24 protein-coding genes are annotated in these 26,387 nt (G+C 61.2%); 15 read left to right on the top strand and 9 right to left on the bottom strand.

What is annotated here, in order from left to right:
- The first annotated feature begins 235 nt into the window (after nt 1-235).
- The gene (gene quiC, locus BT116_RS26605) at nt 236-2,137 is read left to right on the top strand and encodes a 3-dehydroshikimate dehydratase QuiC (protein WP_072348462.1); all 1,902 of its coding nucleotides are present in this window, start codon (nt 236-238) and stop codon (nt 2,135-2,137) included.
- A 103-nt stretch (nt 2,138-2,240) separates the two neighbouring features.
- Nucleotides 2,241-2,918 carry a TetR/AcrR family transcriptional regulator gene (locus BT116_RS26600; RefSeq protein WP_072348460.1) on the top strand — a complete coding sequence of 226 codons (678 nt, stop codon included), beginning with the start codon at nt 2,241-2,243 and terminating at the stop codon, nt 2,916-2,918.
- A 62-nt stretch (nt 2,919-2,980) separates the two neighbouring features.
- Here the strand turns inward: BT116_RS26600 and BT116_RS26595 are convergent, their stop codons facing one another.
- The 4 genes from BT116_RS26595 to BT116_RS26580 form a co-directional block, all read right to left on the bottom strand.
- Nucleotides 2,981-3,832 (bottom strand): shikimate dehydrogenase, encoded by an 852-nt coding sequence (locus BT116_RS26595; protein ID WP_371856184.1) that lies wholly within the window; start codon nt 3,830-3,832, stop codon nt 2,981-2,983.
- A 5-nt stretch (nt 3,833-3,837) separates the two neighbouring features.
- Nucleotides 3,838-4,278 carry a type II 3-dehydroquinate dehydratase gene (aroQ, locus tag BT116_RS26590; RefSeq protein ID WP_072348456.1) on the bottom strand — a complete coding sequence of 147 codons (441 nt, stop codon included), beginning with the start codon at nt 4,276-4,278 and terminating at the stop codon, nt 3,838-3,840.
- A gap of 299 nt (nt 4,279-4,577) precedes the next feature.
- On the bottom strand, nt 4,578-5,657 hold the full coding sequence (trmA, locus tag BT116_RS26585) for a tRNA (uridine(54)-C5)-methyltransferase TrmA (RefSeq protein ID WP_072348453.1): 1,080 nt from the start codon (nt 5,655-5,657) through the stop codon (nt 4,578-4,580).
- Nucleotides 5,654-6,949: an NCS2 family permease gene (locus BT116_RS26580; RefSeq protein ID WP_072348451.1), complete on the bottom strand. Its 1,296-nt coding sequence runs from the start codon at nt 6,947-6,949 to the stop codon at nt 5,654-5,656. Before BT116_RS26580 ends, trmA begins: the two co-directional genes overlap by 4 nt.
- Before the next feature lie 228 nt (nt 6,950-7,177).
- Between BT116_RS26580 and BT116_RS26575 the strand changes: the two genes are divergently transcribed.
- The 5 genes from BT116_RS26575 to BT116_RS26555 all read left to right on the top strand — a co-directional run bounded on the left by BT116_RS26575 (nt 7,178) and on the right by BT116_RS26555 (nt 12,153).
- Entirely contained in the window at nt 7,178-7,609 is a 432-nt protein-coding gene (locus tag BT116_RS26575) for a DUF4879 domain-containing protein (RefSeq protein ID WP_371856185.1), read from the top strand.
- A gap of 78 nt (nt 7,610-7,687) precedes the next feature.
- Nucleotides 7,688-8,254: a DJ-1 family glyoxalase III gene (locus BT116_RS26570; protein WP_072348447.1), complete on the top strand. Its 567-nt coding sequence runs from the start codon at nt 7,688-7,690 to the stop codon at nt 8,252-8,254.
- A gap of 178 nt (nt 8,255-8,432) precedes the next feature.
- Entirely contained in the window at nt 8,433-8,954 is a 522-nt protein-coding gene (locus tag BT116_RS26565) for a (2Fe-2S)-binding protein (protein WP_072348445.1), read from the top strand.
- Nucleotides 8,951-9,952 carry an FAD binding domain-containing protein gene (locus BT116_RS26560; RefSeq protein ID WP_072348443.1) on the top strand — a complete coding sequence of 334 codons (1,002 nt, stop codon included), beginning with the start codon at nt 8,951-8,953 and terminating at the stop codon, nt 9,950-9,952. Before BT116_RS26565 ends, BT116_RS26560 begins: the two co-directional genes overlap by 4 nt.
- Nucleotides 9,952-12,153 (top strand): xanthine dehydrogenase family protein molybdopterin-binding subunit, encoded by a 2,202-nt coding sequence (locus tag BT116_RS26555; protein WP_072348441.1) that lies wholly within the window; start codon nt 9,952-9,954, stop codon nt 12,151-12,153. Before BT116_RS26560 ends, BT116_RS26555 begins: the two co-directional genes overlap by 1 nt.
- Here the strand turns inward: BT116_RS26555 and BT116_RS26550 are convergent.
- Nucleotides 12,150-13,388 (bottom strand): MFS transporter, encoded by a 1,239-nt coding sequence (locus tag BT116_RS26550; RefSeq protein ID WP_072348439.1) that lies wholly within the window; start codon nt 13,386-13,388, stop codon nt 12,150-12,152. The genes BT116_RS26555 and BT116_RS26550 overlap by 4 nt on opposite strands.
- A gap of 518 nt (nt 13,389-13,906) precedes the next feature.
- On the opposite strand from BT116_RS26550, the gene BT116_RS26545 reads away from it, so the two are divergent.
- From BT116_RS26545 to BT116_RS26535, 3 genes are read left to right on the top strand one after another with little or no spacing between them, the layout of a single operon-like run.
- Nucleotides 13,907-15,343 carry a cytochrome ubiquinol oxidase subunit I gene (locus BT116_RS26545; protein ID WP_072348437.1) on the top strand — a complete coding sequence of 479 codons (1,437 nt, stop codon included), beginning with the start codon at nt 13,907-13,909 and terminating at the stop codon, nt 15,341-15,343.
- A 3-nt stretch (nt 15,344-15,346) separates the two neighbouring features.
- Nucleotides 15,347-16,354, top strand: a complete 1,008-nt coding sequence (gene cydB, locus BT116_RS26540; RefSeq protein ID WP_072348435.1) for a cytochrome d ubiquinol oxidase subunit II — start codon at nt 15,347-15,349, stop codon at nt 16,352-16,354.
- A gap of 11 nt (nt 16,355-16,365) precedes the next feature.
- Nucleotides 16,366-16,530 carry a DUF2474 domain-containing protein gene (locus tag BT116_RS26535; protein WP_072348433.1) on the top strand — a complete coding sequence of 55 codons (165 nt, stop codon included), beginning with the start codon at nt 16,366-16,368 and terminating at the stop codon, nt 16,528-16,530.
- Between the two features lie 61 nt (nt 16,531-16,591).
- Here the strand turns inward: BT116_RS26535 and BT116_RS26530 are convergent, their stop codons facing one another.
- Both BT116_RS26530 and BT116_RS26525 read right to left on the bottom strand, forming a co-directional pair.
- Nucleotides 16,592-17,731, bottom strand: coding sequence for a methyltransferase (locus BT116_RS26530; RefSeq protein WP_072348431.1), 1,140 nt, complete (start codon nt 17,729-17,731; stop codon nt 16,592-16,594).
- A gap of 182 nt (nt 17,732-17,913) precedes the next feature.
- A complete protein-coding gene (locus BT116_RS26525; protein WP_072348429.1) occupies nt 17,914-18,627 on the bottom strand; it encodes an autoinducer binding domain-containing protein in 714 nt (237 codons plus the stop codon).
- A 291-nt stretch (nt 18,628-18,918) separates the two neighbouring features.
- Here BT116_RS26525 and BT116_RS26520 point away from each other — a divergent pair, with 291 nt between their 5' ends.
- On the top strand, nt 18,919-19,695 hold the full coding sequence (locus tag BT116_RS26520) for a ferredoxin--NADP reductase (protein WP_063324282.1): 777 nt from the start codon (nt 18,919-18,921) through the stop codon (nt 19,693-19,695).
- A 20-nt stretch (nt 19,696-19,715) separates the two neighbouring features.
- Here the strand turns inward: BT116_RS26520 and mscL are convergent, their stop codons facing one another.
- Entirely contained in the window at nt 19,716-20,129 is a 414-nt protein-coding gene (gene mscL, locus BT116_RS26515) for a large-conductance mechanosensitive channel protein MscL (RefSeq protein WP_003205779.1), read from the bottom strand.
- 282 nt (nt 20,130-20,411) lie between these two features.
- Between mscL and katB the strand changes: the two genes are divergently transcribed.
- The 3 genes from katB (at nt 20,412) to radA (ending at nt 24,031) form a co-directional block, all read left to right on the top strand.
- Nucleotides 20,412-21,953, top strand: coding sequence for a catalase KatB (katB, locus tag BT116_RS26510; RefSeq protein ID WP_072348427.1), 1,542 nt, complete (start codon nt 20,412-20,414; stop codon nt 21,951-21,953).
- A gap of 118 nt (nt 21,954-22,071) precedes the next feature.
- A complete protein-coding gene (locus tag BT116_RS26505) occupies nt 22,072-22,620 on the top strand; it encodes an ankyrin repeat domain-containing protein (protein WP_072348484.1) in 549 nt (182 codons plus the stop codon).
- 43 nt (nt 22,621-22,663) lie between these two features.
- Entirely contained in the window at nt 22,664-24,031 is a 1,368-nt protein-coding gene (radA, locus tag BT116_RS26500; RefSeq protein WP_003185644.1) for a DNA repair protein RadA, read from the top strand.
- A gap of 253 nt (nt 24,032-24,284) precedes the next feature.
- Here radA and BT116_RS26495 read toward each other — a convergent pair whose 3' ends face one another.
- Nucleotides 24,285-24,641, bottom strand: coding sequence for a PilZ domain-containing protein (locus tag BT116_RS26495; RefSeq protein WP_072348425.1), 357 nt, complete (start codon nt 24,639-24,641; stop codon nt 24,285-24,287).
- A gap of 157 nt (nt 24,642-24,798) precedes the next feature.
- Here BT116_RS26495 and BT116_RS26490 point away from each other — a divergent pair.
- Nucleotides 24,799-26,387, top strand: a 1,589-nt coding sequence (locus tag BT116_RS26490) for a carbon starvation CstA family protein (protein ID WP_072348423.1), incomplete at its 3' end; no start/stop codon positions are given.

Raw genomic sequence — 26,387 nt, 5'->3', positions numbered from 1 at the left:
TGGGTCTGTCCATCGACGTCGGCGATCAGGGCTTGCGTCGATGTGGGGAGCGATGGTGCGCAGTGAGCAAAAAATCGTCAATTCGGCGATCGGCATTTTGTTCGATAATCGCCCAAAAAACTAACCGAATGGTACATATTGAATTGCTGAAAGAAACCGGCAGCTCAATAATCGGCTGACTCTTTAAAAAGCGGCGCACCTTTTGTAGCCGATGCCTGTCCCGGGAGCCGAAGTCATGCAGCGTTCCATTGCCACCGTGTCCTTGAGCGGTACCCTGCCGGAAAAACTCGAAGCCATCGCCGCCGCCGGCTTTGACGGGGTGGAAATCTTCGAGAACGACCTTCTCTATTACGATGGCAGCCCTCGGGAAATCAGGCAGATGTGCGCCGACCTGGGCATCGCCATCACCTTATTCCAACCGTTTCGTGACTTCGAAGGTTGCCGTCGTGATCGCCTGGCGCGCAATCTGGAGCGGGCCGAGCGCAAGTTCGACTTGATGCAGGAACTGGGCACCGACCTGGTGCTGGTGTGCAGCAACGCCTCGGCCGACAGCGTCGGCGATGAACAGATCCTGATCGATGACCTGCGCCTGCTGGCCGAGCGGGCCGGTGCGCGGGGCTTGCGTATCGGTTACGAAGCGCTGGCCTGGGGTCGCCACGTCAATACCTATCAACAGGTCTGGAACATTGTGCGCCAGGCCGATCACCCCAGCCTTGGAGTGTTGCTCGACAGCTTCCACACCTTGTCCCTCAAGGGCGATCCGAGCGCGATCGCCGACATTCCCGGTGACAAGATCTTCTTCGTGCAAATGGCCGACGCGCCGATCCTGGCCATGGATGTCCTGGAATGGAGCCGGCACTTCCGTTGTTTCCCGGGGCAGGGCGAGTTCGACTTGCCGGGTTTCCTGGCGCCGATCATCAAGAGTGGCTACACCGGACCGCTGTCGCTGGAAATCTTCAACGATGGTTTCCGCGCCGCGCCGCCACGGGCCAATGCCGCCGACGGCCTGCGCTCGTTGCTGTACCTGGAAGAAAAGACCCGCCAGCGCCTGGCTGCAGAAGCGCCCTCCATGCGCAATACCGACATCCTGTTCGCCACGCCGCCGGCCAGCGAATACGACGGCATCGAATTCCTCGAGTTCGCCGTGGACGACAACCTCGGCGCCAAGCTGTCCCATTGGCTGGAGCGGCTGGGGTTCGTCAAGGCCGGCCAGCATCGTTCCAAGAATGTCAGCCTGCTGCGCCAGGGCGATATCAACCTGATTCTCAACAGTGAACCGTACTCGTTCGCCCACAATTTTTTCGAAGCCCACGGCCCGTCGTTGTGCGCCACCGCCGTGCGCGTGAAAAACAGCGCCAGCGCCCTGGAGCGGGCCGTTGCCTACAAAGGCCAGCCCTATCGTGGGTTGGTAGGCCCCAATGAACTGGAGCTGGCGGCGGTGCGCGCACCGGATGGCAGCCTGATCTATCTGGTGGACCAGCAGGCCGATGTCTACGGCACCGATTTCAACCTGCAGCCGGGGGCTGTCATCGGGGCCGGGCTCAAGCGCATCGACCACATGGCGATGGCGCTGCCGGCCGACAGCCTCGACAGTTGGGTACTGTTCTACAAGAGCCTGCTGGATTTCGAGGCCGACGACGAAGTCGTCCTGCCCGACCCTTATGGCCTGGTAAAAAGCCGTGCGCTGCGCAGCCGCTGCAGTACGATCCGCTTGCCGCTGAACATTTCCGAGAACCGCAACACCGCGATCTCACACGCGCTGTCGAGTTATCGCGGCTCCGGTGTGCATCACATCGCCTTCGACTGCGACGACATCTTCGCTCAGGTCAGTCGTGCCAAAGAGGCGGGCGTACCGTTGCTGGACATTCCGCTCAATTACTACGACGACCTGGCGGCGCGTTTCGATTTCGACGATGAGTTCCTCAGCGAGCTGGCCTACTTCAACGTGTTGTACGACCGTGACGCCCAGGGTGGTGAGCTGTTCCACGTCTACACCGAGCCGTTCGAAGGGCGGTTTTTCTTCGAGATCATCCAGCGCAAGAACGGCTACGTCGGTTATGGCGCCGCCAATGTCGCTGTGCGCCTGGCGGCCATGGCCAAGTCCCGCAGCGGTGGTTTGCGACACGCCAAGTTGTAGGGAAATCGTAAACGTGGCGGTAATGGGCCGTGTCGTGGCTTCCTTCAGTGCACGGTGCGGCCCATAATCGCCAGCCTGTGCAGTGATGGCCGTGAGCCCCGCAATGACTATGAATCCAGAGCTTTCCGCAGCGCTCGACGAACCTGTCGCCACGCCGCGCAAGAGTCGCAAGAACAACCCGGAGAAGACCCGGGAGAACATTCTTCAGGAAGCCATCGTCGAGTTCGTCCAGCAAGGCCTGGCCGGTGCCCGGGTCGACGCCATCGCCGAGCGCATCCACACCTCAAAGCGCATGATCTACTACTACTTCGGCAGCAAGGAGCAGTTGTACGTCGAGGTGCTGGAAAAACTCTACGGTGACATCCGCACCACCGAGAGCCGCCTGCACCTGGCGGAACTGGCCCCGGTCGATGCGATCCGGCGCCTGGTGGAGTTCACCTTCGACCACCACGATCGCAATGTGGATTTCGTGCGCATCGTCTGCATCGAGAACATCCACAACGCCGAGTACGTGAAACAGTCCGGCGCGATCAAGGCGATGACCAACACCATCCTCGATTCCCTGGGCGTGATCCTGCGTCGCGGTGCCGAAGAGGGTGTGTTCCGTCCCGATCTGCAACCGCTGGATGTGCACTTGCTGATCAGTTCCTTCTGCTTTTACCGGGTGTCCAACCGGCAGACATTCGGTGAGATTTTTCAGATCGATTTGTCGGACGAAGCGATCAAGCAGCGGCATCGGCAGATGGTTTGTGAGTCGGTGTTGCGCTACCTACAGCCCTGACCCAAACTTTTGTGGGAGCTCGCTCCCACAAGTAATGCCTACAAGGGGATAATCACCGGGCTTCAGTGGTTCATGCTCTGGAAGTGTTCCAGCATCCGCTGCGCATCTGGCGCTACGCCGCTGAACAGTTCGAAGGCTTTTACCGCCTGGAACACCGCCATGTTGCCGCCATCCAGTGTGCGGCAGCCTAGGGCACGGGCGTTACGCAGCAGTTCGGTTTCCAAGGGAAAGTAAACGATTTCCGCCACCCACAATTGGCCGTGCAACAGCTCGACCGGCACCGGCATGCCCGGTAGTTTCGCCATGCCCATGGGCGTGGTGTTCACCAGGCCATCGGCCTCGGCCATGGCGGCGGACAGGTCATGCCCGGCCCGGGCGCGACCAATGCCGAAGTGTTGGTTCAGGTTGTTGGCCAAGGCCTCGGCACGACTGACCTCGACGTCAAAAATGCTCAGCGTCTGTACGCCTTCTGCCAAAAGCGCGTGGGCAACCGCTGCGCCAGCACCTCCGGCGCCCATCTGTACCACGCGCCGACGCGCAACATCACCCAGGCCGCGGCGAAAACCCTCGGCGAATCCCAGGCAGTCGGTGTTGTGACCGATGCGCTTGCCATCCTTGAGCACCACGGTATTCACCGCGCCAATGCCCCGGGCCTCGGGCGACAGCTCATCGAGCAGCGGGATGATTGCCTGCTTGCAGGGAAAGGTGATGTTCAGACCGGTGAAGCTCATGCGCTCGGCAGCGCTCAGCAGCTCGGGCAAGGCATTGCTGTCGAGTTTCAGTGCATCCAGGTCTATCAGCCGATAGAGGTAACGCATGCCTTGGGCATCACCCTCATGCTCATGGAGTACCGGCGTGCGAGAGGCCTGGATGCCCGCGCCGATCAGGCCGGCCAGCACAGTGATATTCGACATGCTCATCAACCCTTCAACCGCTGACTGAAATGTTCAAGGGCCAGGCGATAACCATGGCTGCCAAACCCGCACATCACGCCGATGGCGATGGAGGAGACAAAGGAGTGATGGCGAAACGTTTCCCGGGCATGGACGTTGGACAGGTGCACTTCGATCGCCGGGACTTCACTGGCGACCAGGGCGTCACGGATGGCCACCGAGGTGTGGGTCCAGGCCGCCGGGTTGATGACGATACCGGCGCAGCGGCTGCGGGCGCCGTGAATCCAGTCGATCAGTTCGCTTTCCTGGTTGGTCTGGCGAAACTCCACCGCCAGGCCGAGTTCGTCAGCGGTGCGACCGCACAGCGCCGAGATATCCGCCAGGGTTTCATGGCCGTAGGTAGCCGGCTCACGGGTGCCGAGCAGGTTGAGGTTCGGGCCGTTGAGCACCAGAACGATCGGAGGCATCGCAATTTCTCCACATTTTTATTGTTGGTGTCGGCCAGGTTCCAGCCGGTGGAGATAAATTGTACTAGATGGTTAATTTGGTCAAATAAAGCCGGCGTCATTGGCCATTAAGTGTTCGATGATCGAACAAGGGGGCTTGCCGAAGTTAAAGGGGGGCATTGTGGCGAGGGGATTTATCCCCGCTCGAGTGCGCACGCTCGCAAGCTTTTGCAGGACTGAAGAGTTTGGGGGCTGCTTCGCAGCCCAGCGGGGATAAATCCCCTCGCCACAGGGTAATTCTTCACCTCAAAAGGAAGGACTTACCGCCGAGTCAACAACACCCCGGACTCCATGTGATGGGTCCAAGGGAATTGATCGAACAACGCGCAACGCGTAATGCGGTGAGTGTCGTGCAGTTGCGCGATGTTGGCTGCGAGGGTTTCGGGATTGCAGGAGATGTACAGGATGTTGTCAAAACGCCGGGTCAGCTCGCAGGTGTCCGGGTCCATGCCGGCGCGAGGCGGGTCGACGAAGACGCTGCCGAATTCGTAGCTTTTCAGATCGATGCCATGCAAGCGACGGAACGGCCTGACTTCGTTCAGGGCTTCGGTCAGCTCTTCGGCGGACAGGCGCACCAGCGTGACGTTATCCACCGCGTTTTCGCTGAGGTTGCTCAGCGCGGCGTTCACCGAGGTCTTGCTGATCTCGGTGGCCAGCACTTTGCGCACGCGGGTGGCCAGGGGCAGGGTGAAGTTGCCGTTGCCGCAGTACAACTCCAGCAGATCGTCGCTGCGATCGCCCAGCGCGTCATAAGCCCAGTTGAGCATCTTCTGGTTCACCGTGCCATTGGGCTGGGTGAAGGCGCCTTCGGGCTGGCGATAGCTGAAGGTACGACCGCCCACTTCGAGTTTCTCCACCACGTAGTCATGGCCGATCACTTCGCGCTTGCCCTTGGAGCGGCCAATGATGCTCACGCCCAGGTCGTCCGCCAGCTTCGAGGCGGCGGTGTGCCAGTGCTCGTCCAGCGGGCGGTGATAACACAGGGTGATCATCGCGTCCCCCGCCAGGGTGGTCAGGAACTCCACTTGGAACAGCTTGTGGCTCAGGGGCGCGCTGGCCTGCCAGGCGGCCTTGAGTTGCGGCATCAACTGGTTGATGCGCAGGCTGGCAATGGGGAATTGCTCGATGAGGATCGGCGTGCGCTTGTCGTCCTGGGAGAACATTGCGTAGTGCCGCTCGCCGGCCTCGCGCCAGAGACGGAATTCGGCGCGCAGGCGGAAGTGCTCCAGCGGCGAATCGAACACCGCAGGTTCTGGTGCATCGAACGGCGCCAACAGGTCACGCAAGCGGGTGACCTTGTCCTGGAGCTGAGCGGCGTAGGCGTGGGAATCAAAAGTCATGCGTTGAACCAACCCAACTTGATCACGAACAGGATCGACAGGATGACCAGCGCCGGGTTCAGCTCACGGCCACGGCCAGACACCAGTTTGATGGCGGTCCAGGCGATGAAACCGAAAGCGATGCCGTTGGCGATGGAATAGGTGAACGGCATTGCCAGGGCGGTCACCACCACTGGCGCGGCCACGGTGATGTCGTCCCAATCGATTTCCGCCAGGCCCGAAGTCATCAGCACGGCGACGAACAGCAAGGCCGGCGCGGTGGCGAAGGCCGGGACGCTGGCGGCCAGTGGCGAGAAGAACAGTGCCAGCAGGAACAGGATCGCCACGATGACGGCGGTCAGGCCGGTGCGGCCGCCAGCGCTGACGCCCGCTGCCGATTCGATGTAGCTGGTGGTGGTGGAGGTGCCCAGCAGCGAACCGGCCATGGCGGCGGTGCTGTCGGCGATCAGCGCACGGCCCATCTTCGGCATGTGGCCGTCCTTGCCCATCAGCCCGGCGCGCTTGGCGACGCCGATCAGGGTGCCGGAGTTGTCGAACAGGTCGACGAACAGGAAGGCGAAGATCACGCTCACCAGGCCGATGTCCAGGGCGCCCTTGATGTCCAGTTGCAGGAAGGTCGGGGCCAGGGACGGTGGCATGGAGATCACGCCGCCGAACGGTGTGAATCCCATCAGGATCGAAACGATGGTGACCGCCAGGATGCCGATCAGCACCGCGCCGCGTACTTTCAACGCTTCGAGGGCGACGATCAGGACAAAGCCGAGGGTAGCAAGGATCGGCGCCGGTTGTTTCAAGTCGCCGAGGCCGACCATGGTCGCCGGGTTTTTCACCACGATGCCGGCGTTGTTCAGGGCGATCAGCGCCAGGAACAGGCCGATGCCGGCGGCAATGGCCGAGCGCAGCGGCAGCGGGATGCTGTTGATGATCCATTCGCGGATGCGAAAGATCGAGAGCAGGAAGAACAGCACGGCGGAGATGAACACTGCGCCCAGCGCCACTTGCCAGGTGTGGCCCATGTGCAGGACCACGGTGTAGGTAAAGAAGGCATTCAGGCCCATGCCCGGTGCGAGGGCGATCGGGTAGTTGGCGATCAGGCCCATGACCGTGGAGCCAATGGCCGCTGCCAGGCAGGTGGCGACGAACACCGCGCCCTTGTCCATGCCGGTTTCACCGAGGATGCTCGGGTTGACGAACAGAATGTAGGCCATGGCCAGGAAGGTCGTGACGCCCGCCAGGATCTCGGTCCGCACGTTGGTGTTATGTGCCTTGAGTTGAAACAGCCTTTCCAGCATGTCTGCTCCCCGTGGCGCGCCCGGCGCCGTGAATGTATCGACCTCAACAGCAAAGCACAGGTCGCCAGGGGCGCCCGGGAATTTTCTGCGGGTCGGAAAAAGCCGCGCATCATACCAGCAGCGTAGCGTTGTGGCTGCGATCGTCGTCGATGTTTTGCCAACGTGCCAAGTGGGCCATACTGCGCGCGGTTCCGGGAGGTCTCTATGTATCGCATGAATAAAAAACCGATGGCGGCCGTGGGCTGCGCGCTAGGCCTGTGGTTGTGCGGGGCGGCCGTCAATGCCGCGTCGGCGCCGCCTTTGAGCGAGGTCAAGGTGCTCAAGGTCGAATCGCCGGCCTGTGGCTTCGAAGATATCGCGCCAGGGCAGGCGCAGACCCGTTGCGATCACAGCGGGCCGAATATCAAGGTCTACGTGCTGGAGGTCGGCTACGGTCGGCAGCCCAATGTCACGCTGGACGGTTTCGAGGTCGATGGCACTCGCTCGCCGGTGTGTGCGTACAGCAATGGCAATCTCAACGATTGTTCGGCCAAGACCAAAATCGTCGGCTATTTGTACATCTTCGATCTGAAGGGCAAGCAGGAAGGCACCTTCAATTTCAGCAACATCTCGATCAATGCACCGGGCAATCGGATGTCGGCCCAGCTGTACATTAAATGACCTGTCGGCATGACAAGCTGAACGCGGCCCGGCAAACCTGACTAGGCTTCAGGAATCACCCCATCGGAGAGCGCGCCCATGACGCCTGGAACCAAGCTGCCTCGAGCCCTGATTACGGTCGCCGAAGGTGTCGATGACCTGCAGACAGTCACCCTGATCGACGTGCTGCGTCGAGCCCAGATCGAAGTGGTGGTGGCAAGCATCGAGGGGCGGCGGATGCTCACCTGTGCCCGCGGCACGCGCCTGACCGCCGACGGCATGTTGGTGGACATGCTTGTGCAGGATTTCGACCTGATCGTCCTGCCCGGCGGCATCATCGGTGCCCAACACCTGGCAAACCATCAACCGCTGCAACAACTGGTCAAGGACCAGGCCGCCACCGGACGCTTGTTCGCCGCCATTGCCGAAGCCCCGGCCCTGGCGCTACAGGCCTTTGGCGTCCTGCGCCAGCGGCGCATGACCTGCCTGCCGGCGGTGAGCCAGCAACTGTCTGGTTGCAGCTTCGTCGATCAACCCGTGGTGGTGGACGGCAACTGCATCACGGCCCAGGGTTCGGCCGCCGCCCTGGCATTTGCCTTGACGTTGGTGGAACAACTCTGTGGCAAGGGTGTGAGGAGCGTGGTGGCGGCAGAGTTGCTGGCCTGACACTCTTGATCCACATTGGCCTGTGGCGAGGGAGCTTGCTCCCGCTCGGCTGCGAAGCAGACGCTGGCATTCTTTCATTGCGCATTTGCCTTGAACGCTCACCCCTACCCTGAAGTCGTACCCCTTATGACGGCGGTTTTCCAAAACGCCGCGAGTACGACTAACCGTGAGGTGTTCCATGAGCGCGACCCTGTCCGAAGCGACGCAGGCGTCCTTCGTCCGTCATCCGATCCGTCTGACCCTCAATGGCCAGGTGCGAGAGTTGCAAGTGCTGGCCTGGACCACGTTACTGGACCTGCTACGTGAGCAACTGGACTTGGTGGGCAGCAAGAAAGGCTGCGACCACGGCCAATGCGGTGCCTGCACGGTGCTGCGCGACGGCAAGCGGATCAACGCCTGTCTTACGCTGGCCGTCATGTGTGACGGCGCCGAACTGATCACTGTCGAAGGCCTGGCCAGCGACGACCAGTTGCACCCTATGCAGCAGGCTTTCATCAAGCACGACGCGTTCCAGTGCGGTTATTGCACGCCAGGGCAGATCTGTTCGGCGGTGGGCTTGGCCAATGAGGGGCGGGCACAGACCCGTGGGCAGATCAGCGAGTTGATGAGCGGCAACCTGTGCCGCTGCGGCGCCTACACCAACATTCGCGATGCCATCGAAGAAGCTCTGCCGCTTTGCCAGCAGGGAGGTGATCAATGAATCCCTTCCAATACAGCAAGCCCGACACCGTGCAGGCCGCCGTCGATCTGTCGAGCCCGGTTTCCCGCTTCATCGCCGGCGGCACCAACCTGCTGGACCTGATGAAGGAAAACATCACCCGTCCCGAGCACCTGATCGACATCACCGGGTTGCCCCTGGCGGACCTCAGTGAAACCCCTTCCGGCGGGGTGATGATCGGTGCGCTGGTGAGCAATGCCGACCTGGCCTGGCATCCGTGGATCGAGCGCCGCTATCCGCTGCTGGCCCAGGCCATCCTGGCGGGCGCCTCGCCGCAACTGCGCAACATGGCCAGCACTGGCGGCAACCTGCTGCAACGCACCCGTTGCTACTACTTCTATGACGCGAGCGTACCGTGCAACAAACGCCGGCCCGGCAGCGGTTGCCCGGCCCGGAACGGTTTGAACCGGATCCACGCGATTTTCGGTGCCAGCGATCAATGTGTCGCCACCCATCCCTCCGACATGTGCGTGGCCTTGGCCGCTCTGGAGGCAGTGGTCCATGTCCTGGGTCGGGGCGGGGCGCGGACCATCGAGTTCGCCGACTTCCACCGCCTGCCCGGCGATGCTCCGGAGCGGGATAACCAACTGGCCGACGATGAGCTGATCACCGCTGTCGAATTGCCTGCCGCCGGTTTTGCCGAGCATAGCCACTACTTGAAGATCCGTGACCGCGCCTCCTACGCCTTTGCGCTGGTCTCGGTGGCGGCGGCGCTGGAACTGGATGGGCCGGTGATTCGCCAGGCGCGCCTGGCCCTCGGTGGCGTGGCGCACAAACCGTGGCGCGACCGGGCCGTGGAGAGCTGGCTGACCGGGCAGGCCGTCAGCCGCGAAACCTTTACCGCCGCTGCCGACGCGCTGCTGCAAAACGCCGAGCCGCTGGAGCACAACGGCTTCAAAGTCAGACTGGCGCGCCGGGCGATTGTTCGTGCCTTGAGTGACGCCGCATTGGGTTGCGCACCCCAGGGAGGACACGCCTGATGAACGCTGCGAGCAAATCCATAGGGCAACCCCTCGACCGGGTCGACGGCCTGCTCAAGGTGACGGGCCAGGCCCGTTACGCCGCTGAATACCCCGAGGACGGCTTGCTGCACGGCAGCGTCGTTTCCGGTACGGTCGCCCGTGGTCGCGTAGCGCGCATCGATGCGTCCCGCGCCCAGGCACTGCCCGGAGTGGTCGCGGTCATCGACCACACCAACCGGCCGAGGATTGCCAGCTACGACGAGCCCTACCAGGATGCCGATGCGGCGGACGGCTCGCCGTTCCGGCCGTTGTACAACGACCACGTGCTTTACAGCGGCCAGCCGCTGGCTCTGGTGGTGGCGGAAAACCTTGAGCTGGCCCGGTATGCCGGTTCGCTGGTTGAAATCGAATACGACGCCGAGGCGCATCAGACCGATCTGATTACCCTGCAATATGACGCCCATCCGGCACCGGCCGAACTGCCCAAGCCTCGTGGGAATTTTCAGGGCGAGTACGCCAGCTCCGCGCTCAGCGTGGATGTGTCCTACAGCACGCCGGTCGAACACCACAACCCCATGGAGCCACATGCCTCCACCGTGTTGTATCAGCCTGACGGCACCCTGCACATCCACGACAAGACCCAAGGCACGCAGAACGGCCAAGCCTATGTGCAAAAGGTCTTCGGCCTGGAGCAAGAACAGGTGCGGGTGTTTGCCGCGTTTGTCGGCGGCGCCTTCGGTTCCGGGCTGCGCCCGCAATATCAATTGCCGTTGGCCGTGATGGCGGCACTGGCCCTCAAGCGCTCGGTGCGGGTCAGCCTGACGCGCCAGCAGATGTTCACCTTTGGCTATCGGCCGCGAACCCTCCAGCGCGTGCAACTGGGGGCGGCGGCCAACGGTCGCTTGCTGGCTGTGGCGCACAGCGCTATCGGCCAGACCTCGCGCTTCGAGGACTTCACCGAGCATGTGGTGGAGTGGAGCGGCATGCTCTATCACTGCGACAACGTCGAGCTGACTTACAAACTGGTGCCGCTGGACGTCTACACCCCCCTGGACATGCGCGCCCCCGGTGCCGCCCTCGGCTTGATTGGCCTGGAGTGCGCCATGGATGAGCTGGCCTGTGCCTTGGCGATCGATCCGATCCAACTGCGCTTGATCAACTATGCCGAACGCAACGAGAACGAAGGCAAGCCGTATTCCAGCAAGGAACTGCGTGAGTGCTATGCCCAAGGTGCCCGTCGTTTCGGCTGGGACAAGCGCAACCCGGAACCGCGCAGCATGCGTGAAGGCCGGCAACTGGTGGGTTGGGGCATGGCCGGTGGTGTGTGGGAAGCCATGCAGCAGAAGGCCAGCGCCCAGGCGTCGCTGGATACCCATGGCAAGCTGACTGTCAGTAGCGCCACCACTGACATCGGCACCGGGACCTACACGGTCATGACCCAGATCGCTGCCGAGGCGTCAGGCGTTTCCCTTGAGGACGTCACGTTTGTCCTGGGGGATTCGTCGTTGCCCACCGCGCCGCTGCAGGGCGGCTCGTTCACTGTATCGTCGGTGGGCACCGCCGTGCAGCAGGCTTGTGAAGCGCTGAAGGAAAAGCTCCTGGCCGTGGCTCGCCAGGCGTGTCCGGCCTTCAGTGGCGCGACCCTTGAGCAAGTGACGTTTGTCGATGGTCAGCTGCGGCTCGGCGAAGCGAGCGTTGCGCTCGCGGAGCTGGCGCAGAAAAGCGGCGAGACGCCGTTGCAAGCCCAGGTCACTGCCGAGCCGGATGCAAAACGCCAGGCCTACGCCACGGCCACTCATTCGGCGGTGTTCGTCGAGGTGCTGGTGGACGAAGACCTGGGGGCGGTGAAGGTCAATCGTGTGGTCAGCGCCATCGCCGCCGGCCGGGTCATCAACCCGAAAACCGCCCGCAGCCAGATTCTCGGTGGCGTGGTGTGGGGCGTCGGCATGGCCTTGCACGAAGAAACCTTGACCGACCACGCCCTGGGTCGCCACATGAACCACAACCTGGCCGAGTATCACCTGCCGGTTAACGCCGACATCGGCGACATTGAGGTGATTTTCGTCGAGGAGCATGACGATATCGTCAATGCGCTCGGGTCCAAGGGCGTCGGCGAAATCGGCGTCGTCGGGGTGGCCGCGGCGGTGGCCAATGCGATTTACCACGCCACCGGCAAGCGGGTGCGGGACTTTCCCATCACCCTCGACAAGTTGCTCTAGGTTTTTGCTTCATCCACGAGTTCGTGCATCCGGTCACGGTTGGCCAGGGTCGGGAACAGCTTGATCCAGGTCCCGGTCACCAGCAGCGTACCGACGCCGCCCATGACCACCGCCGGCACCGTGCCGAACCAGTGGGCGGTGAGGCCGGATTCGAACTCGCCCAACTGGTTCGAGGCGCCGATGAACAGCCCGTTCACCGCGCTGACCCGGCCGCGCATTTCATCCGGTGTTTCCAGTTGTACGAAGGAGGCGCGGATCACCATGCTGATCATGTCCGCCGCGCCCAGCACCACCAGCACCGCCAGGGAAAACCAGAACGAGGTGGAGAGGCCGAAAGCAATGGTGGCGACGCCAAACACGCCTACCGCCGTGAACATAACCCGGCCGACTTTGCGTTCCACGGCAAACCGCGCCAGCCACAGCGACATCAGCAAGGCCCCGACCGCCGGTGCCGACCGCAACAAACCCAGGCCCCAGGGGCCGGTGAGCAGGATGTCCTTGGCAAACACCGGCAGCAACGCCGTCGCGCCGCCAAGCAACACCGCGAACAGGTCCAGGGAGATCGCCCCGAGAATGTCCGGGCGGCTGCGAATGAAGCGAATCCCGGCCAGCAACGAATCCAGCGTCGCCTTGCCTTTGTTCAGTGGCGTCTGCCGGGCCGGCAGGTTGAGCATCAGGCAACAGGCGATGAGGTAGAGCAGCACCGTCGGCCCATAGACCCAGACACTGCCAAAGGCATAGAGCAAGCCGCCGAGCGCCGGGGCGACGATGGTGGCCGACTGCTGGGCCGATTGCGCGGCGGCCACGGCACGGGGAAACAGCGCAGCCGGCACGATGCTCGGCAGCAGCGCCTGGGTGGTGGGCATTTCGAAGGAGCGGGCGGCGCCCAGCAGGAAGGCGAGGATGAAGATCATCTCCCGCGTGACGTTGTCAGTGGCGCTGCCGATCACCAGCGCCAAGGCAATCATCGCCTGCAATGTCTGGCAGATGGCCGCCACTTTGCGGCGGTCATAGCGGTCGGCCACATGCCCGGTGTGGAGCATGAACAGCACGCGCGGGGCAAATTCCACCAACCCCACCAGGCCAAGGTCCAGGACGTTGCCGGTCAGTTGATAGAGATTCCAGCCGATGGCCACGGTGAGCATCTGGAAGCCGCTGGCGGTGAATATCCGGGCCAGCCAGAAGGCGATGAAGGGACGATGGTGACGGAGCAGCAGCGGCGCTTGGCTGGGCATCTAGGACGGGTCCGGTGAGGAAGGCCATGCGATTATCGCCGAGCTGTAACTGGAAATTACGTCGGGCGAAAAAAATAGTTAGCCAAACATCGATCCGGAGCAATGCACGATTTCTGGGGCAAGGGGACTTGTGGCGAGGGGATTTATCCCCGCTGGGTCGCGAAGCGGCCCCCAAGATTTTCGCCGACGATGAAATTGGCGAATGCTGTGCACTCGACGGGGATAAATCCCCTCGCCACAAAGGATTTCCACCAGCGGCAGCTTCTGCACTCCGCACTGAGACAACCTGTCACGCGACAAACGACCACGCCGTTCATCGACGAGAATGCGGCTACTCTTTGATCATTGCTTGATCCAGATCAATGCCTTTCGGGGTGTTGGGCTGGCGGCCATCCGGCCAGCGTCCTGCGTTGTGACGGTTTTAAAAAAAGAACGATTTGAAAAGCATCGCACTCCATATCCCTGGAGGCTGGTGCAAGCCCCGCCCGCAGCCGGTTTTACCTGACAGAGGAAGACTTATGTTCGGTTTGGAGGCGCTCGATCTCGCCCGAATCCAGTTCGCGTTCACGATCTCGTTCCACATCCTGTTCCCGGCCATCACCATCGGCCTGGCGAGTTACCTGGCGGTGCTCGAGGGGCTGTGGCTCAAGACCCGCGATGACACCTACCGCGACCTGTACCACTTCTGGTCGAAAATCTTTGCCGTCAACTTCGGCATGGGGGTGGTCTCCGGGTTGGTCATGGCCTATCAATTCGGGACCAACTGGAGCCGCTTTTCGGACTTCGCCGGTGCGGTGACCGGCCCCTTGCTGACCTACGAGGTGCTCACGGCGTTCTTCCTTGAAGCGGGTTTCCTGGGCGTGATGTTGTTTGGCTGGAACCGCGTCGGCCGTGGCCTGCATTTCTTTTCCACGATCATGGTGGCGATCGGCACCCTGATCTCGACCTTCTGGATCCTGTCCTCCAACAGTTGGATGCAGACCCCCCAGGGCTACGAAATCATCGACGGCCGGGTGATCCCGGTGGACTGGCTGGCGGTGGTGTTCAACCCCTCGTTTCCTTATCGATTGCTGCACATGTCCACCGCGGCGTTTGTCGCCACGGCGTTCTTCGTCGGCTCGTCGGCGGCCTGGCATTTGCTGCGCGGGCGTGACAACCCGGCCATCCGCCGGATGCTGTCGATGGCGATGTGGATGGCCTTGCTGGTGGCGCCGATACAGGCGGTCATCGGCGACTTCCATGGCCTGAACACCCTCAAGCATCAACCGGCGAAAATCGCCGCCATCGAAGGCCATTGGGAAAACGTCGGCAATGAACCGACCCCGCTGATCCTGTTCGGGCTGCCAGACATGAAGGCGGAAAAAACTAAATACGCCGTGGAAATTCCTTACCTGGGCAGCCTGATCCTGACCCACAGCCTGGACAAGCAGGTGCCGGCCCTCAAGGAATTCCCGCCTGAGGACCGACCGAACTCGACCATCGTGTTCTGGTCGTTCCGGGTCATGGTAGGCCTCGGCTTGCTGATGATTTTCACTGGGTTGTGCAGCCTGTGGCTGCGCCGCAACGATCGGATCTATCAATCCCGGCCGTTTCTCTACATGGTGCTGTGGATGGGGCCGTCCGGACTGGTCGCGATCCTGGCCGGCTGGTTTACCACGGAGATCGGCCGCCAGCCGTGGGTGGTCTATGGCTTGATGCGCACGGCCGATGCTTCGTCCGGCCACAGCTTCGCTCAGATGAGCATCACCCTGGTGCTGTTCGTCGTGGTGTATTTCGCGCTGTTCGGCGCCGGCCTGAGCTACATGATGCGTCTGGTGCGCAAGGGGCCGGAGGCCCACGAAACCGAGCCGAGCGACGGTGGCCCGGGTCAGAAACGTACGCCGGCCCGGCCATTGTCGGCCGCCGATGACGGCGACGACATGGACCATAACGAACGCTCGAACAAGGGGAATTGAATCATGGGTATTGATCTTCCGCTGATCTGGGCCGTGGTCATCATCTTCGGCATCATGATGTACGTGATCATGGACGGCTTCGACCTGGGGATTGGCATTCTTTTCCCCTTCGTCAAGGGCGAGCGCGACCGCGACGTGATGATGAACACCGTGGCACCGGTCTGGGACGGTAACGAAACCTGGCTGGTGCTGGGCGGTGCCGGGTTGTTCGGAGCGTTTCCGCTGGCCTACTCGGTGGTGCTTTCGGCGCTGTACCTGCCGTTGATCCTGATGCTCATCGGCCTGATCTTCCGCGGCGTGGCCTTCGAATTCCGCTTCAAGGCCAAGGCTGAGAAGCGTCACCTCTGGGATAAGGCATTCATTGGTGGCTCGCTGACGGCCACCTTCTTCCAGGGTGTGGCGCTGGGGGCGTTCATCGACGGATTCGAGGTGGTCAATCGCCAGTTCGCCGGCGGCTCCTTGGGCTGGTTCACGCCATTCACGATGTTCTGCGGCCTGGCGTTGATCGCCGCCTATGCGCTGCTCGGCTGCACCTGGCTGATCATGAAGACCGAGGGCAAATTGCAAGAGCAGATGCATGACCTGGCCCGGCCGCTGGCGTTCGTGGTGCTGGCGGTGATCGGCATCGTCAGCATCTGGACGCCGCTGGCCCATGCGGACATCGCGGCCCGCTGGTTCACCCTGCCGAACCTGTTCTGGTTCCTGCCGGTGCCGATCCTGGTGTTGGTGACCATGTACGGATTGTTCCGCGCCGTGGCACGCAACGCCAACTACACGCCCTTCATCCTGACCCTGGTGCTGATCTTCCTCGGCTACAGCGGCTTGGGCATCAGTCTGTGGCCGAACATCGTGCCGCCGTCCATCTCGATCTGGGACGCCTCGTCACCGCCCCAGAGTCAGGGTTTCATGTTGGTAGGCACACTGTTCATCATTCCGTTGATCCTGGTGTACACCTTCTGGAGTTACTACGTGTTCCGCGGCAAGGTGACCCATGACGACGGTTACCATTGAGGACGTCGAGCATGGGCAAACCTGACTTGAAAGACATCGAGGCCGCCGAGCGCAAGCCACTCTGGCAGCGGCTCGGTTGGCTGGCGCTGATCTGGGCCGGCAGTGTGCTGGCGCTGTTCATCGTCGCCAGCCTGATGCGGATGTTCATGAATGTCGCGGGCCTGACCACTCATTGATTGCCCTGTGGGAGCCGAGGTGCTTGCATCGCGAGCCAGCTTTGCTTGCGCAGGGGACGATTTATTTGCGGGCTTTGAGGATCACGAACTTCGGCGTGGCGGCCACTTGCTCGACACCGCGGAACAATCGCGCCAGTTTGCTGTGGTAACCCAGGTGCCGGTTGCCGACGATGTACAGCGCGCCACCCACCACCAGCGCTTCGCGAGCCTGCTGGAACATCCGCCAGGCGAGGAAATCGCCCACCACTTGCTGCTGGTGGAAGGGTGGATTGCACAGCACCACGTCCAGTGATTGCGCCTCTTGTCCGGCCAGGCCATCACCGGCCCGCAGGGTCACTTCACGCTCGCCCAGGGCCGCACGCCAATTCTCGGCGGCCGATTGCACGGCCATGTATGACTCGTCCACCAGGGTGTAATGGGCTTCGGGGTTTTGCAGGGCACTGGCGATGGCCAGCACACCGTTGCCGCACCCCAAGTCCGCGACCCGGGCCGTCCCGAGGTTTTTCGGCAGATGTGGCAGGAACGCGCGGGTGCCGATGTCCAGGCCTTCGCGGCAGAACACATTGGCGTGGTTGAGCAGCTCGATCTTCGGCTCGTCCAGCCAGTAACGCGTGGGGTAGGGCGATACGGTCGGCGCACTGCCTTGTGAAGAACCGGGTTGTGGCATAGCAATCAACAGCCGCGCTTTTTTTACCGCCAGGGAGGCCTGCACCGGGCCGATATACCGCTCCAATAAATCGCCAGCGGCCCGGGGCAGGTGCTTGATCATGGCCCCGGCGATCACCTGGGCACCTGGCGCCAGTTGGCCTTGCAGGCGAATCAGTTGTTCCTCCAGCAGGGCCAGGGTTTTTGGTACTTTGACCAGGACACGATCGAATGGGCCAGTCAGTGGCTCGCTGGCGGGCAACGTCGGCACCGCATCGAAGGGGCGACCGTTGCGCACCAGGTTTTTCTCCAGTGCCTGCAACGCGAGGAAGGAGTCACCGCTGCTGGTGACATCGACCTTGCCGGCCAGGCTGGCCGCCAGGGCACCGAAGCCATCATTGAGCACCAGGACCCGAGTCTGCTCGCTTGGCTGTTGTTCGGCCAGGTACGCGAGCAGGTATTCATCGGCCGCATCGAAGGCTTGCAGTGGTTCGTTCTGCTGTTCGGGTTGGCGGATCAGGTCGAGTTGGGCGAAGGGGCTGTCGAGCAGGGGCATGGCTGGGGACTCTGGAAATCAACGAATGTCCCGCTGCCTGGAGGTAGGTGTCTGTGCGGGACCGCCTGAATGAACGGCGTCGCGTGCAAGAAGCGGCATCATTCAAGTGGGACCGTAAATGGTACGTTTTTTTGTTGCACATTACTCGCGGGTTTTTCAGCCGGGTGGTGTCACTCCACTGTTCAGATCACATGGATTTGGGCTGCTTTTGCCACCGCTGAAATTTTATTGCTGACGTTCAGCTTCCGCATGCAACTGCATACATGGAAGTTCACAGTCCGTTCGGAAAGACAGAGAATCCTGCCTACTTCCGACGCAGTCTTGCCTTCGGCAGACCACCTCAACACTTCGATCTCTCTGGGTGACAGGTGGCATTTGGGCTGGACTGCCTGGGCGTCAGACAATTTTTTGCTGGCGAGTGCGTGCAGCTTTTGACTGGCGAAGATGGCGTAGCCGAGATTTGCATAGTGCTCCTCGATATCAATGGGGCAATGGGACCGAGCCAGGCTGAACAGGCTGCAACGTGCCCCTTGGTCATCATGAACGGCTTGGGTCCAGCCGTACTTGAGTCCCTGCCGATTAAGTTCTCGCCATAATTGGGGGGCTTGAGCAAAAACAGTCTCATCCCACAAGATGGGGAGCGGTGATTGATTGCAATGTGCTACTAATGGATCGTTCGACGCATAGCCATTTTGTTCATAAAGTCTGTCCCATCCATAAGGGTAGTTATTCAGGTTCAGCTTGCTAGTGTGCTTGTCGGGGCTTCCTAGATAGGTTGCAAATGCGCAGTATTCAAATCCCTGATTGTTAAAGAAATTCAGGACCAGACGATAGGCCGTCTGCAGGTCCTTCTCGTAGGATACCTTCCTCAATAACAAGTCCTTCCACTTTTCCATCGCTCTCTCCTGGGTTTGATTCGTCCATGCGGATCCAATCCATGATGCGAAATTTGAGTGTAGGACTATTCTTAATTTGTAGTGAATTTTTTTAGTTTGTTTACATTTTGAGATGTTTAAGAGGTTAAGCTTTTTAGTTGGTTTTTTTACGGTTTTGTGAGTTTTGTATAAGTTAAGTAAAAGATTTTGTTGGGCAGACGCTGTTTGTGACTAAAGTGCCACTACTCGTCATCGGTGGTGAAGACGCTCACTTTGCGGGACACTGCAAGTCTTGTCCCATTGGAGTGGCTCATGACCGACAGCGCAGAGAAGTTCACCCGCCAAACCCTGCTCGATGTCCAGCCGTTGACGCCTCATTTGTTTACTTTGCGCACGACCCGGGATCGAGGCTTTCGCTTTCGGGCGGGTCAGTTTGCCCGGCTGGGGGTCGTCAAGGCGGACGGAACCACCGTCTGGCGGGCGTATTCCATGGTGTCTTCGCCGTTCGACGAGTTCCTCGAGTTCTTTTCCATCGTGGTTCCCGATGGCGAATTCACCAGTGAGCTCAGCCGCCTGCAGCCGGGTGACGAACTGTTGGTGGATCGCCAGGCTTTCGGCTACCTGACGCTGGATCGCTTTGTCGATGGTCGGGATTTGTGGTTGCTGTCCACCGGGACGGGTGTGGCGCCGTTTCTTTCTATCCTCCAGGATTTCGAGGCCTGGGAAAAATTCGAGCGGATCATCCTGGTGTACAGCGTGCGCGAGGCGCAGGAGCTGGCGTATCAGGCGCTGATCAAGGAACTGCCCCAGCGCGACTACCTGGCCGAGTACGCTCACAAGTTTCGTTTCATTGCGACCGTCACCCGTGAGCAGCATCCGGGGGCGCTCAACGGGCGGATCACCACGCTGATCGAAAATGGCGAGCTGGAGCGGGCGGCCGGCGCAGCGCTGGCGCCGGAGCATTCGCGAGTGATGCTGTGCGGCAATCCGCAGATGATTGATGACACGCGCAAGTTGCTCAAGGCCAGGGGGCTGCAACTGAGCCTGACCCGTCGGCCGGGCCAGGTGGCGGTGGAAAACTACTGGTAGTCTGTCAGTGACTGACTGCCTCAGGGCCGCTCGTTCTGGGCCTTGAGCAGATCGCGAATCTCACTCAGCAGCAGTTCTTCCTTGGTCGGGACAGGAGGCGCGCTGGGGGCTACGGCTTCTTCGCGCTTGAGGCGGTTGATCGCCTTGACGCCCATGAAAATGGCGAACGCCACGATGATGAAGTCGATGGTGCTCTGGATGAATTTACCGTAGGCCAGTACCACGGCAGGCGCATCACCCTGGGCGGCCTTGAGGGTGATGGCCAGGTCACTGAAATCCACTCCACCAATCAGCAGGCCGATGGGAGGCATGACCACGTCGCCAACGAATGACGAAACGATTTTGCCGAAAGCGGCACCGATGATGATCCCGACGGCCATGTCGACGACATTGCCTTTGACCGCGAAGGCCTTGAACTCGCTTAGCACGCCCATGAGCTATTCCTTGTAACAAATGAAAGATGACTGGCAGTGTAAATCAGCCCAACGAGTCCTGCTCGAAACGCCTGCTTACAAAGCTTCAATTATCGACCTGGTCCTGGGGGAAAAGTTTTCAAAGTGCCATCAATCGCGCGTGATACGCGGTTTCAGCCTGGCACCCCACAACGTTTTTTCTATCGACGCGGTACGGCATTTCTATTTAGGTTTTCCTTTTTCGAGCACTAGCCTCTGGATGGCGCACATGGATGCGCTCTATAACATCAGAGGAACACGCCTATGAACACTTCCCTTGGCCACGGGGCTTATTCCCATCGCCGCGCTTTTTTTGTGCTGACCGCGAGCCTTTTGTCCTTGTCTGTCAACGCGGCCACCCTGACCCGGGACAACGGTGCGGCTGTCGGCGACAACCAGAACTCGCAAACGGCAGGCCCCAACGGCCCGACCTTGCTGCAAGACGTGCAGTTGATCCAGAAGCTCCAGCGCTTTGACCGTGAGCGCATCCCCGAGCGCGTGGTGCATGCCCGCGGGACCGGCGCCCACGGTACCTTCACGGTTTCCGACGATCTCAGCGATCTGACCAAGGCCAAGGTCTTTGCCGCAGGCCAGGTCACGCCAGTGTTCGTGCGTTTTTCTGCCGTGGTGCACGGCAATCATTCGCCGGAAACCCTGCGCGACCCCCGTGGTTTCGCCACGAAGTTCTACACCGCCGACGGTAATTGGGACTTGGTGGGTAACAACTTCCCGACCTTCTTCATCCGCGATGCCATCAAGTTTCCGGACATGGTCCACGCCTTCAAACCCGACCCTCGGACCAACCTGGACGATGATTCACGCCGCTTCGATTTCTTCTCCCATGTTCCAGAATCGACCCGCACCCTGACCGAGTTGTATTCCAACTCCGGGACACCGGCCAGTTACCGCGAGATGGACGGTAACGGTGTACATGCCTACAAACTGGTTAACGCCAAGGGTGAAGTTCACTACGTGAAGTTTCATTGGAAAAGTTTGCAGGGCCTGAAAAATCTCGATCCGAAAGAAGTTGTGAAAGTTCAGGGTCAAGATTACAGCCATATGACAAATGATCTGGTGAATCATATTAATAAGGGCGACTTCCCGAAGTGGGACTTGTACGTCCAGGTGCTCAATCCACAGGACCTTGCCAAGTTTGACTTCGACCCACTGGACGCGACCAAGATCTGGCCGGGTGTGCCTGAACGCAAAGTCGGGCAAATGGTCTTGAACCGCAATCCGGCGAATGTCTTCCAGGAAACCGAGCAGGTGGCCATGGCGCCGGCCAATCTTGTACCGGGTATCGAACCTTCCGAGGATCGTTTGCTCCAGGGACGAGTATTTTCCTACGCTGACACGCAGATGTATCGCCTGGGTGCCAATGCCCTGCAACTGCCGATCAACGCCCCCAAGGTGGCGGTGAACAACGGTAACCAGGACGGCGCGATGAACCCAGGCAGCACCAGCACCGGAGTGAATTATCAGCCGAGCCGCCTGACGCCGCGTGAAGAACCGCAAGCGGCGCGCTACAGCCAGGCCGCGCTGAGCGGCAGCACCCAGCAGGCGAAGATCCAGCGTGAGCAGAACTTCAAGCAGGCCGGTGATTTGTATCGTTCGTTCAGTAAGAAAGAGCGTGATGACTTGATTGACAGCTTCGGCGGCTCTTTGGCGACCACCGATGACGAGAGCAAGCACATCATCCTGTCGTTCCTCTACAAGGCTGACCCTGAGTACGGCACTGGCGTGGCCCGTGTCGCTAAAGGTGACTTGGCCCGGGTCAAGGCCCTGGCGGAAAAACTGACTGACTGATCTACCTGTGGGAGCGAGCTTGCTCGCGATTCAGGCGACTCGGTCTGGCTGTGCACCGCAGCGTCTGCATCGCGAGCAAGCTCGCTCCCACAGTCTTGAGTCATGGGGAGACGTCATGATGGGTAAATTCTTTTTGTCGATGCTTGCGACCTGCTCAATGAGCGTACTGGCCGATCAGCCAATACCCACCGAACCGGCCGCCGTACAAGAACAGTTGCAAAACTATTACTTCGACGCCGCTCGCCGCGGCGATGTGCCGATGCTCGAGACTTTTATCGAGGCCGGTTATTCGCTCAATACCCAGGATGAAAAGGGCTACACCGCGCTGATCTTGGCGGCTTATCACGGCCACGGCCCGGCGGTGGAGCGGCTGCTGGCCGCTGGCGCCGATGCCTGTGCCCAGGACAAACGCGGTAATACGGCGCTGATGGGGGCGATTTTCAAGGGTGAAGTGCAGATTGCGCGTCGTTTGCTGTCCACCGATTGCAGCCCGGACCAACGCAACGGTGCCGGGCAGACCGCGGCGATGTACGCTGGTCTGTTCAAGCGTGATGAATTGCTCGATGCCTTGAAGGCCAAGGGTGCGGATCTGCAGGCCCAGGACCCGTTGGGCAATACCCCAGTGGGTCTGGCGAAGGGGGAAATCAGAATGCCGGCCCCGCGCTAGCCATTGCCTGGGCTATCATCGCGGTTTTTATCCGGGAGTTCAGATGGCCAAGGCAAAGCGCATGTACGGCTGCACCGAGTGTGGCTCGACCTTTCCCAAATGGGCTGGCCAGTGCAGCGAATGCGGGGCCTGGAACACCCTGACCGAAACCATGGTGGAAAGCGGCGGTGCGGCGGCACCTACCGGTCGCACGGGCTGGGCCGGTCAGCAGGCGCAGATCAAGACCCTGGCCGAAGTCAGCGTTGAGGAAATCCCGCGTTTCTCCACCGCATCCGGTGAACTGGACCGCGTGCTCGGCGGCGGCCTGGTAGACGGTTCGGTGGTGCTGATCGGCGGCGATCCGGGCATCGGCAAGTCCACCATCTTGTTGCAAACCTTGTGCAACCTCGCCACCCGCATGCCGGCGCTGTACGTCACTGGCGAAGAATCCCAGCAGCAGGTTGCCATGCGTGCCCGGCGCCTGGGCTTGCCCCAGGACCAGTTGCGGGTCATGACCGAGACCTGCATCGAGACCATCATCGCCACGGCGCGCCTGGAAAAACCCAAGGTGATGGTGATCGACTCGATCCAGACCATTTTCACCGAACAGCTGCAATCGGCCCCGGGCGGCGTGTCCCAGGTGCGCGAAAGCGCGGCGTTGCTGGTGCGCTACGCCAAGCAGAGCGGCACGGCGATTTTCCTGGTGGGCCATGTCACCAAGGAAGGCGCGCTGGCGGGGCCGCGTGTGCTGGAGCACATGGTCGATACCGTGTTGTATTTCGAAGGCGAATCCGACGGACGCCTGCGTTTGCTGCGAGCGGTGAAGAACCGCTTTGGCGCTGTCAACGAACTGGGTGTGTTCGGCATGACCGACCGGGGCCTTAAAGAAGTCTCGAACCCTTCGGCGATCTTTCTGACGCGTGCCCAGGAAGAAGTCCCTGGTAGCGTGGTCATGGCAACGTGGGAAGGCACCCGGCCGATGCTGGTCGAAGTGCAAGCGCTGGTGGACGACAGCCACCTGGCGAACCCGCGCCGGGTCACCTTGGGCCTGGACCAGAATCGGCTCGCGATGCTGTTGGCCGTCCTGCATCGACACGGTGGGATTCCGACTCACGACCAGGACGTTTTTCTCAACGTGGTCGGTGGGGTCAAGGTGCTGGAGACCGCGTCCGACCTGGCGCTGATGGCGGCGGTCATGTCCAGTCTGCGCAACCGGCCGCTGCCCCATGATCTGCTGGTGTTCGGTGAAGTGGGGTTGTCGGGCGAAGTACGGCCGGTGCCCAGTGGCCAGGAGCGACTCAAGGAAGCGGCCAAGCACGGCTTCAAGCGCGCCATCGTGCCCAAGGGCAATGCGCCGAAGGAAGCCCCACCGGGGTTGCAGATCATTGCCGTGACGCGCCTGGAACAGGCGTTGGATGCGTTGTTCGAATAACCCTAAAGGCTGTACAAGGCCCTTTGTGAGAATGGACTTATCTGTGGCGAGTGGATTTATCCCCGCTGGGCTGCGCAGCAGCCCTAAAACCTAACAACTCGGTGTGTCAGGTACCGATCGTTCCCACGCTGCGTGGGAATGCATCCCGTGACGCTCTGCGTCACACTCCAGAATCGGAACGCGGAGCGTCCCTGGCGGCATTCCCACGCAGAGCGTGGGAACGATCGAATACTGGAGGCTGGAGCAGGGCTGCTCAGATATGGATCAACGCCGCCAACTCCCGCTCCAACTCGTCCTGGTCGCCCACGTTCAGCGCTACCAGCCGGCGTAGGTGTGCGATGGAGTCCAGGTCAATGTGCTCGCAGGCGAAGCCCAGGTGACCATGGTCATCATGGGCCAAACGAACTTCCATTTTGATCTCAGCATCAGGGCTCAAATGAATATCGGCCATGAAGGATCGCTCGATATTGCCAAGCCAGGGTTCGGGTTTCTTGATCAGCAACCCCTTGAGGGACAGATCCAGCAACTCTACCGGCCAGATGAACGGGCCCTGGCTCAGCTCGGTCCTGGCATTGAAGTCAACTCGTACGAAGCGGCGACGTTCGCTCATTACGCATTCCCTCTGGAGATTCACTGACTATAGACCCAACTGACGGGGCATCGTCACCGTTCGGCCGCCGACAGACGAATGTCGGGTATGGCCTTTGCCCGGGTTAGCGCTAAACTCCAATAGCTGTCTTTCTTGTCACCCTGGCTGGAATATAAAAATGAAAAACAATAATAGCCTGCTGCGCCATCTACCCTGGCTACTGCTGGCCGTCGTAGGAGCGTGCGCCCTGGGCGTCGTGGCATTGCGTCGAGGCGAGGCGATCAACGCCCTCTGGATCGTCGTCGCCGCGGTGGCCATTTACCTGGTCGCCTACCGCTACTACAGCCTCTTCATCGCCAACAACGTGATGCAACTCGATGCGCGCCGGGCCACCCCCGCCGTGCTCAACAACGATGGCCTGGACTACGTCCCGACCAACAAGCACATTCTCTTCGGCCACCACTTCGCGGCCATTGCCGGTGCGGGGCCGCTGGTCGGGCCGGTGCTGGCGGCGCAGATGGGCTACCTGCCCGGCACGCTCTGGCTGATCGCCGGCGTGGTGCTGGCCGGTGCGGTGCAGGACTTCATGGTCCTGTTCCTGTCCACCCGCCGCAACGGTCGTTCCCTGGGCGACATGGTGCGCGAGGAAATGGGCCGCATCCCCGGCACCATCGCGCTGTTCGGCTGCTTCCTGATCATGATCATCATCCTCGCGGTGCTGGCGCTGATCGTGGTCAAGGCCCTGGCCGAGAGCCCGTGGGGCATCTTCACGGTGATGGCGACCATCCCGATCGCGATGTTCATGGGCCTCTACATGCGCTACATCCGCCCGGGTCGCATCGGTGAAATCTCGGTGATTGGCGTGCTGTTGCTGCTGGGCTCGATCTGGCTGGGCGGGCAGATCGCTGCCGATCCGGTCTGGGCCAAGGCCTTTTCCTTCACCGGAATCCAGATCACCTGGATGCTGATCGGCTACGGTTTCGTCGCGGCGGTGCTGCCGGTGTGGCTCATCCTGGCGCCGCGGGACTACCTGTCGACCTTTCTCAAGATCGGCACCATCGTCGCTCTGGCGATCGGCATCCTGGTCACCATGCCCGAGTTGAAAATGCCGGCGCTGACCCAGTTCACCGACGGCACGGGACCTGTGTGGAAGGGCGGTCTGTTCCCGTTCCTGTTCATCACCATCGCCTGCGGCGCGGTCTCGGGTTTCCACGCGCTGATCTCCTCGGGCACCACGCCCAAGTTGCTGGATAACGAAACCAACGCCCGCTACATCGGTTACGGCGGCATGCTGATGGAGTCCTTTGTGGCGATCATGGCCATGGTCGCCGCGTCGGTGATCGAGCCAGGCGTGTACTTCGCCATGAACAGCCCGGCGGCGATCGTCGGCGGTGACGTGGTGGCCGTGGCCCAGACCGTCAGCAGTTGGGGCTTTGCCATCACCCCCGAGGCCCTGCAAGCGGTGGCCAAGGACATCGGCGAGACCACCGTGCTGGCCCGCGCCGGCGGTGCGCCGACCCTGGCGGTCGGTATCGCGCAGATCCTGCACTCGGTGCTGCCGGGTGAGAACACCATGGCGTTCTGGTACCACTTCGCGATCCTGTTCGAAGCGCTGTTCATCCTCACCGCCGTGGACGCCGGCACCCGTGCCGGGCGGTTCATGCTGCAGGACTTGCTCGGCTCGTTCGTGCCGTCGCTCAAGCGCACCGAATCCTGGCCGGCCAACCTGATCGCCACCGCCGGTTGCGTAGCGATGTGGGGCTACCT

Origin of the sequence: Pseudomonas sp. NFACC16-2, assembly GCF_900119205.1 — a bacterium.
Classification (GTDB): Bacteria; Pseudomonadota; Gammaproteobacteria; order Pseudomonadales; family Pseudomonadaceae; genus Aquipseudomonas; species Aquipseudomonas fluorescens_Q.
This window is presented reverse-complemented; position numbering and strand designations above follow the sequence as displayed.